The organism is Streptomyces sp. MP131-18 (genome assembly GCF_001984575.1).
Classification (GTDB): Bacteria; Actinomycetota; Actinomycetes; order Streptomycetales; family Streptomycetaceae; genus Streptomyces; species Streptomyces johnsoniae.
On sequence record NZ_LZNS01000001.1, the window covers coordinates 4922819 to 4930736 of the forward strand.

Genomic DNA, 7918 nt, shown 5'->3' on the forward strand with positions numbered 1-7918 from the left:
GGCGCCGGATCGCCCCCGTATGTGGGTCCCTTTGAAGAAGGGCCCTAAAGCAGACCGTCCCACATCTGTTCCAGAAGAACGGACCACCAGCTCTCCGGATCGGCCACCGCCATCGGGTCGAGCGAGGCCAGCTGCATCTGGAAGTCCGTCGTCCAGCGCCCGGCCTGCTCCGAGTTCAGCCCCAGGCGCAGCCGCCACATCCGTCCAAGCAGCGCCATGCAGCGGGCGAACTGCGGCAGTGAGGCGTTGACGAACTGCGGCGGCACCACCTGGCCGCCGGGGCCCGCCTCCAGCGGCACCGCGACGATCGCGGCCGTCCCGTACTGCACGCACAGCTGCCGCCCGAAGTCGGTGCCCATCACCAGGTAGGAGCCCGCGTCCGGCGCCGGCTGGATGCCGCGTTCCATCGCCAGCTCGCCCAGCGTGGGCACCGGCCGGCCGGCCTGCGCCTGCGCCCAGAAGAACGGCCCGATCTCCAGCGGCAGTCCCGACCACACCAGCGTCTGCGCCACGATCTCGGGAACGCCCTGCCGCGACACCGTCTGCGGCGTGTACCGGAAGACGCCCTGCGGGCCGAACGCCTGCGCCAGCTCCTGGCCGATCACGTCGAGCCCCACGGCGGGCGCCGGCTGCTGCTGCGGCAGCGGCGCGCGCACCGGCGCGGAACGCGGCGGCCCGTCGGCGAACTGCTGCAACTCGTCCTGGTGCTCCACCAGATGCCGCACCCCCGTCTGCCGGGACGCCAGGTCGCGCCCGTACGCGGCGGTGTGGGTGATCCGTACCTGCGGCCATGTCTCGCGGATCATGCGCGCGCAGTAGCCGCCGGGCAGCTCGCAGGACTGCAACTCGGTGTGCAGCTCGATGACCTGCTGCGGCGGCACGTTCATGCTGTGCAGCTCGTGCAGGATCTGCCACTCCGGATGCGGCATGCCGGGCGCGGAGCGGCGGATCAGCTGCTGCTCGGAGCCGTCGGGGGCGCGGTAGCGCAGCACCGCCATGTAGCCGGAGCCGACCGCGGGCTGCCCGGGCTGCGGGTAGCCGTACCCGGCGCCGGGCGGCGGCGGCCCCGCCGCGGGCCCCGGCGGCGGGGGCGGCATGCCGCCGGGCGGCGGCGCGCTCGCCGCGGGCGGCCCGGGGGCGGGGGGCGGCGGCGGAGGCTGTTGTCCCGGGTTCCGCAGGGCGGCCACGACCTCGGGGTCGACGGTCTGCGTCGGCACGTACGCGGGGCCCGCGCCGTCCGTTGCCGCCGCGTCCGGCGGCTGGCCGCCCGCCGGGCGGCCCCCGCCGGGGGCGCCCGGGGCGCCGGGCGGCGGCGGCACGCCCGCGCCGCGCCCGCCGCCGGGGCCCGGCGGCTGGCCGGGCAGCGACCTGTCGGTGTCGGCGGTCGCGAGGTCCGCGGCGCCGTGCGGTCCGGGGAACGGCGGCGGTCCCGGCGTGGGCGGCGGGCCCAGCGGTGTGCCGGGCGGGGCCGAGGGCGGCGGGGGGGACGGCGGCGGAGTCGGCGGCCCGGCCGCGGGCGGGGCCGGCTCGTGCACGCGGGTGCTCGGCAGCGCGCTGCCCTGCGGCATCACGGCCGTCCGCGCCTCCGACGAGGGCGCGGCCGGCGGCGGCGTGCTCTCGTCCTCGTCAAGCACCACGGGTGACGAGAAGACGGTGGCGGGCGGCGCGACGGACTCGGCGTCCGTGTCGCTGCCCGAGGTGTCGGTGCCCGCCCACGGCGAACTGCTCGGCTCGGGCCGCACGTCCTTGCCCGCCCACGGGCTGCTGGCGGGCGGCGTGGTGTCCTTGCCGGCCCACGGCGAGGCATCGGGCGGCGCCTGTGCGGCGGCCGCGGGCTCGGGAGCCGGAGGCGTGGCGGGCTCGGGCGCCTGGGGAGCCGCGGGCTCGGGCGCCGCGGGCGGCGGGGCGCCGCCGGGCACGCCCGCCCGGTCGGCGGCCTCCTGGAGCCACTGCGGCGGCGTCAGCAGGAACGACGTCGCGTTCAGGTCGACGGACTGCGCGGGCGCGGGCGGCGGCTCGGCCGCGGCTCCCGCGCCGTACTCCTCCTCGTAGCGGCGGATGACCTCGCCGACCGCGAGCGCGGGCCACAGCGTGGTGTCGCCGCTGTCCCTGGCGATCACCAGCTTCCCGCCGCCGGCCGTCCCGCCGCCCGGGTCCTCGGCCCAGGCGACGAATCCGAGGTCGAACTCGCGGATGCGCACCTCGTGGCGCGGCTCCGCGGACGCCGAACCGTTCACCCAGCGCTCTGCGCGCTCCTGCGCCTGTGCGAACGTGACCACTTCGCTCATCCCTCCACCGGGACGGCGTTCGCGAACCCGCCGTCCACCATCAGATCGGCCACGGTCGTCAGCTCGGGCGGGCTGCCGGCGAGCCGCAGCAGGAAGTCGTCGAAGTCCGCGCCGCACGGCATCAGCAGCTCCGCGACCCGCTGGGCGACGGTCAGCCCGTCCCGGTCCCTGAAGTCGTCGTAGGCGCACAGCCACACCGAGCCGGCCCCCTCGCCCTTCACCCGCACCGCCAGGATGCCGCCCTGCACGAAGGCGATGGCCAGATAGTCCTTCGTCAGGTGGTCGCGCAGGCACTTGTTGATGTAGACGAGGTCATTGACCGCGGCCTCCTCGCGCAGGGTGAAGAACGGCTGGTCGACCAGCAGCCCCAGGTCCGCGTCGAGCGCCACGCCCACCGGGGCGCAGCCGCCGCCGGCCTTGAGGAACGAGCGGTACGCCTCGGGCAGCCGGTAGCCGAGGCGCTCCTCGGCCGCGAGGACCCGGTCCTCCGGCACCGCGACCGTGTGCGGCACCGCGAAGTGCACCGGCTTGGTCTCGGCCAGCGGCCGGGTGCCGCGCTTGGTCTGGTCGACCTGTGTGGTGGCGAGCCCGCCGTGGTGCCGCAACAGCGCCTTCACCTCGACCGGCACCAGCTCAAGGCGCCTGGATCTGGCCACGTGGTGCCACGTCCAGCCGTGCGGCGTCGCCACGTGGGGCAGATCCGCCCACAGCTCGTGTCCTGACGCGTGCAGCGCGGCGTTCGCCGATACGTAGTCCGTCAGCCGCAGCTCGTCGACGCCGAAGCCCTCGGGGGGCTCGGCGATCTCGGCCGCCGCTCTCGCGTAGGGCGAGAAGTCGGGGAAGCCGTCCGCGTCGACCCGGATTCCCTGTGGAAAGCGGGCGGCCCGGACCGGGTCGGGGAATTGCACGACCTGTCCGGCATAGGCCCTGTTCGGTGGCGCGGCCTGCTGCCCGAGCCGACCTGTCGTCATGGCGGTACGCCCCCTGCTGTTACGTCACGCTGTTGCCGCACAGCCTATGGGGTGAGGATGACGGTGGCACGATCGTCCACGTGATATCGGATACCCACGGCCAGCCGCCGGGCGATCCCGGCCAGCAGCGGGGCCCCGCCGGGGCGCCCCCCGTGCTTCTGCACCGCCGCGACGGCATCCTGCCGACCACCGCCGCCGCCCTGTCCCTGCCGGTCAGATCCCAGGCCCTGACCGGCACGGCCAGCCGCGCCCCCGCCGTCCCCGACCTGCACCCGCTGGTCGCCGAGATCCTCGGCGACCTCGGCGCCGCGCAGCGCGAACGCCACCTGGGCCGCTGCCCCGAGCCCGCGCTGCTCTCGCGCTGCCTGCTGGAGGCGGACGCACACACGCTTCCCCAGGCCCGTGCCGCGCTGCACGACGCGGGCATCACCACGCGGCACATCCGCGAGGACGGCGACCCGCAGCACGGCACGTACGCGCCGCACTGCCGCTCGTGCACCGTGCTGCTGGCGCGGCTCGGCGTGCGCAGCATCAGTGCGGCGCCCGGCGCGCCCGCGGGTGCCGGGGCGGACACCCTGGCCACCGGCGGCCCCTGGTCGGCCGGCACCGTCGACCAGGCCCTGGCCGCGGCGGGCTGGGAGCCGGGCCGCCGGCACACCGCGCAGGCGGAGAGCTGGGCGGACGCGCTCAGCGGTCACCGTTCCCCGCAGGGCCATCCGCACAGCCTGTTCCCCGCGGCCTTCGAGACGTGGGCCGAGCTGGGCGCGCTGCGCCTGCATCCGGTGGGCCCCGGGCGGGAGTTCGCCGCCACCGCGGTCGTCATCGACCCGCTGGCAGGACTGCACTGGGCGCGAACGCTCGGGGACCTCGGCCGCGCGCTCGACACCCGGCTCTGCCCGCTGGGCGAGGAGGGCGGCGGCACGGCGCTGCTCGCGGTGGACCGCGAGGGGCGGCTGTACTGCGTGGACCACACCGGCGACTGGTACCTCGGGCAGGACGTGCTCAGCGGCCTGGCCACCCTCCTGACCGGCGCGGCCCCCCACCGCCTGCTGCCGCCCGAGGGCATCTGACCGCTGCCGCCCGGGGCGCGTCCGCGCGGCGGACGCGCCCCGGGCGGCAGGGCGTGCGGCGTCAGGCCGTGCGGCCCGGCGCCGCGCCGGTCTCCGCGGCGCGGATGGCGTCGCGGTAGGCGCGGGCCGCGCCGCGCAGGGCGGTCTCCGGGTCGACGCCCGCCGCCTCCGCCTCGGCGGCCAGCGCGAGCAGCCGGTGGCCGAACCCGTCCGCGGGGCCCGGCAGCGCCGCGTCCAGGCCCGCGGTGCGGGCGCGGGCGGCCAGCTTCGCGGCCAGGGCCAGTCCTGGCTGGCCCAGCGGAACGCCGTCCGTCACCGACTCGCGCCGCTTCTCCGCCGCCTTCTCGCGCAGCCAGAGCGCCTTCACGTCGTCCGCGGTCTCGGCCCGTTCCCCGCCGAAGACGTGCGGGTGGCGGCGGATCAGCTTGGCGACGATGGCGGCGGCCACGTCGTCGATGTCGAACGCCTCGTCCGGGGCTTCCGGGTCGTCCCGCGCGATCGCGGCGTGGAAGACGACCTGGAGCAGGACGTCGCCCAGCTCCTCCCGCAGCTCCGTGCGGTCGCCCGCCTCGATGGCCTCGACCAGCTCGTACATCTCCTCCAGGCCGTAGCGCGCCAGGTCCCGCGCGGTGCGGGTGGAGGCCCACGGACAGGTGGCGCGGATGCGGTCCATCACCTGCACCAGGTCGATCAGCCGCGCACCGGGGAGGTCGTAGGAGCCGGGCAGCAGCTCCAGCTCGGGCAGCGCCGCGGCCCGGCCGGAACCGGCCAGCGCGGCGAGCCCGCCGGTCAGCAGCGGCTCGCCGTCCGCCGCGGCGATCACCACGACCGTGCGCCCGCCCGCGCACGCGGCCACGAGCGCGGGCGCGTCGGTCAGCTCGGGCGCCCCGGTCTCGACGGAGACGCCCGCGTCGGCGAGGTACGGCAGCTGCGGGTGCGCCGCGTCGCGGCACAGCACGCGGTCCGCGCCGCGCAGCGCGTCCCAGGCGGCGAAGGACAGCAGCCCGGGGGCCACGCGGTCGGTGGTGGTCAGCAGAACGATGCGGCCGTCGGTCACCCGTCGAGCGTAACCGGCTGCGTCTGCGCCTCCTCGCCGCCCGCGTTCAGCCACGGCGCGGGCGCGTCGGCCAGCACGACGGCCTCCGCGTCCCACGTGCCGTACCGCGGGTTGATCTCGACGCCGACCTCGTCGGCGGTCTCGGCCAGCGTCGCGGCCACCTGCTGCACGCCCGAGGCGTCGGGCGCCGCGCCGAGTGCCTGCGCGAGGCCCTGGAACAGCAGCTGGATGCGCAGCATCCGGTCGATCTGCTCGTCCCCGGCCATCGGCGTGCCGCCCTGCGGCATCAGCGCGGCCTGTTCGAGCGCGTCGGCGCCGCCGATGCTCTGCTCGGTCTGGGCGCGCGCGGCCTGCACGTCGCGCCGCGTCACCTCGACCCCGGCGTCGCGCGCCGCATGTTCGAGCACCTGGGCGTAGACGAGGAACTCGACGGTGTCGCGGGTGAGTCCCGGCGTGGCCGAGACCAGCTGGTCGCCCTCCGGCTGTGCGCGCTGCGCGTCGCGGACGGTCTCGACCTGGGACTGGACGGTGGAAACGGTGATCTTCTCGTTGCCGACGACGGCCGCCGCGCCGGGGTGGGCGTCGGTGGAGCAGCCGGTGAGCAGCAGGGCCCCGGTCACGGCGAGGGCGGCGGCGGAGACGGACAGTGCGGACGTGCGGCGGCGCTTCACTGGGCCACTCCCGTGGGCGTTCCGGTAGGTCGGTCGATCTTATGCAGCCGCACGTGGCCCTGTCAGCCCTGGGCCAGGCGGCGGATGACGGGGGCCACGCGCTTGCGCCCCACCCGGTAGAGGCCGCCGGCGCCGCGCTGGATCAGCTTGCGCACCGCGGTCGGGTTGGCGGGCGAGCCGGCCGGCAGCGGCCGCCCGCTCAGGCCGAGGCCGTGGCGGCCGAGCAGCGCCTCCAGGTAGTCCGAGGCGTTCTGCGGCGTGTAGTAGGGGCGCATGCGCGGCAGCGGCGTGACGCGGTCGCGCAGCTGGTCGAACCTGGTCTTCGCGGCGGCGAACGGGTCGCGGCGGCCGATGCCGTGCTCGGCCGCCCAGCCGTGGTCGGCGCGTGGGATCAGGCCCTCGTCGAGCTGTGCGAAGGAGGCGAGGGCGCCGGAGGCGACGAAGAAGTGGTTGCCGTGCGCCTCGCGCACGCCGTAGTCGGTGAGGATCGCGGTGGGTATGCCGCGGTGGATCGCCTCCATGGCGGCGGTCGAGCTGATGGTGACCAGCAGGTCGGTGCGGTCGAGGACTTCGCCCATGTCGCCGTGGACGGCCTTCAGGTTGGGCGGCGGGTCCGGCAGCTCGTCGAACAGCACCTGGTACGGGTGCCGTTCCAGGCGGGTCGCGGTCTCGCCCTCCCGGGCGCGCAGCTTCAGCAGCACCTCGCGGTCGGGATGGCGCCTGGCGTGCCGCTGGAGCTTGTCGAGCAGGCCGAAGCGGGCGGCGCGGCCGGCGGGCACGGTCGGCTGCACCGCGAAGCAGACGGTGAACGGCCGGTCGCGGCCGGCGGCGGACGGGTCGTGGCGCGCGCCGCCGAGGAACGGCAGACCGGCCTCGACGATGCTGTACGGGTCGGCGCCGACGCCGCGGTACACCTCGCGGAACCGCTTGGCGTCGTACGGGCTGTTGGCCAGCACGATGTCGGAACCGACGCGCAGCAGCAGGCCGTCCACCACGTTCTCGTAGACGACGCCGACGTAGCCGGAGACGACGACGGGGCGGCGGGACGCGCCGTCCCACGCCATCCCCAGGCTGTGGACGAGGGCGAGCACGGTGCCGCCGATGGTCCCGAGGATCACCAAGTCGGCCTCGGCGACGGCCGGGTCGTCGAGCAGCTCCGCGTACGTGACGACCTTGCTGGTGTCGGGGACGACCCCCACCTCCGAGATCTGCCGCTCGGTCGGCGTGGTCGAGGTGTGCAGGAAACGCGCGTCGAGGGCATGCTTGGGCGCGAGCTGCCTGGCGACGAGGGCGGCCCACTTCCACCGGCTGTCGGAATCCGCGAGCACGAGGGCCCGGGGAACGGCGCTTCCCATCGCCTGCATCCTCTCGACGGGACCGCATGTCCCGGATTGCGCTTGAGGGTTGATCGGGGGGAACGGGGTGGCCCCGCGCGGAGAGGCCAGAGTACCGCCTGCCTGCGGTTTGTCGTGCCGGACGGCCCCCGGGCGGTGCCGGGGCAGACCCCGGATACCGGCGTCCCCTACGGCATGCCTCATCCTCGTGGTGCGTCCCCTAAGGGCGGCGTCCGACTTTGCGCCTACTCACGCCTCCTTCCCTGGGGCGACGAGTCGGCCTCTGGGCGTCCTTAGGCTTCTGGCACCAACACTTTTCCGTGCACAGCTTTCCGTGCACCTCCCCACAGAATTTCCGACACGCTCCAGAAGGAGATCAACGTGACAACGGCTGTAGAGGTTCCGACGACCGGGGGCAGCGGAGGCCACTCAGCGGTTGCCGCGCGGGCCGAGAGCGTCGTGAAGGCGTACGGGTCCGGCGAGACGCAGGTCCTGGCCCTTGACAACGTGAGCGTGGACATCGAACG

Annotated in this window: 6 protein-coding genes and 2 pseudogenes; 3 read left to right on the forward strand and 5 right to left on the reverse strand. The window is 75.6% G+C overall.

The genetic code is table 11. The features are described from left to right. Nucleotides 1-44 precede the first annotated feature (44 nt). Both STBA_RS22395 and STBA_RS22400 read right to left on the reverse strand, forming a co-directional pair. Nucleotides 45-2288: an SUKH-4 family immunity protein gene (locus tag STBA_RS22395; RefSeq protein ID WP_077060959.1), complete on the reverse strand. Its 2244-nt coding sequence runs from the start codon at nt 2286-2288 to the stop codon at nt 45-47. Beyond that, entirely contained in the window at nt 2285-3259 is a 975-nt protein-coding gene (locus STBA_RS22400) for an SMI1/KNR4 family protein (RefSeq protein ID WP_077060960.1), read from the reverse strand. Before STBA_RS22400 ends, STBA_RS22395 begins: the two co-directional genes overlap by 4 nt. A gap of 152 nt (nt 3260-3411) precedes the next feature. Here STBA_RS22400 and STBA_RS38935 point away from each other — a divergent pair. Further along, a pseudogene (locus STBA_RS38935) lies at nt 3412-3768 on the forward strand (YwqJ-related putative deaminase); the annotation flags it as partial. A gap of 66 nt (nt 3769-3834) precedes the next feature. Further along, nucleotides 3835-4329: an SUKH-3 domain-containing protein gene (locus STBA_RS38940; RefSeq protein WP_171987896.1), complete on the forward strand. Its 495-nt coding sequence runs from the start codon at nt 3835-3837 to the stop codon at nt 4327-4329. Between the two features lie 61 nt (nt 4330-4390). Here the strand turns inward: STBA_RS38940 and STBA_RS22410 are convergent, their stop codons facing one another. The 3 genes from STBA_RS22410 to STBA_RS22420 form a co-directional block, all read right to left on the reverse strand. After that, on the reverse strand, nt 4391-5386 hold the full coding sequence (locus STBA_RS22410; RefSeq protein ID WP_077060961.1) for a MazG family protein: 996 nt from the start codon (nt 5384-5386) through the stop codon (nt 4391-4393). Next, a complete protein-coding gene (locus STBA_RS22415) occupies nt 5383-6057 on the reverse strand; it encodes a SurA N-terminal domain-containing protein (protein WP_077060962.1) in 675 nt (224 codons plus the stop codon). The genes STBA_RS22410 and STBA_RS22415 overlap by 4 nt, the downstream gene beginning before the upstream one ends. Before the next feature lie 62 nt (nt 6058-6119). Next, nucleotides 6120-7412 carry a DUF6716 putative glycosyltransferase gene (locus tag STBA_RS22420; protein WP_077060963.1) on the reverse strand — a complete coding sequence of 431 codons (1293 nt, stop codon included), beginning with the start codon at nt 7410-7412 and terminating at the stop codon, nt 6120-6122. A gap of 360 nt (nt 7413-7772) precedes the next feature. Between STBA_RS22420 and STBA_RS38945 the strand changes: the two are divergent. After that, nucleotides 7773-7918, forward strand: a pseudogene (locus STBA_RS38945) (ABC transporter ATP-binding protein); the annotation flags it as partial.

Coding starts and splice junctions, on each gene's coding strand:
- STBA_RS22395 (WP_077060959.1), bottom strand. CDS start 2,288: ATGAGCGAAGTGGTCACGTTCGCACAGGCGCAGGAGCGCGCAGAGCGC.
- STBA_RS22400 (WP_077060960.1), bottom strand. CDS start 3,259: ATGACGACAGGTCGGCTCGGGCAGCAGGCCGCGCCACCGAACAGGGCC.
- STBA_RS22420 (WP_077060963.1), bottom strand. CDS start 7,412: ATGGGAAGCGCCGTTCCCCGGGCCCTCGTGCTCGCGGATTCCGACAGC.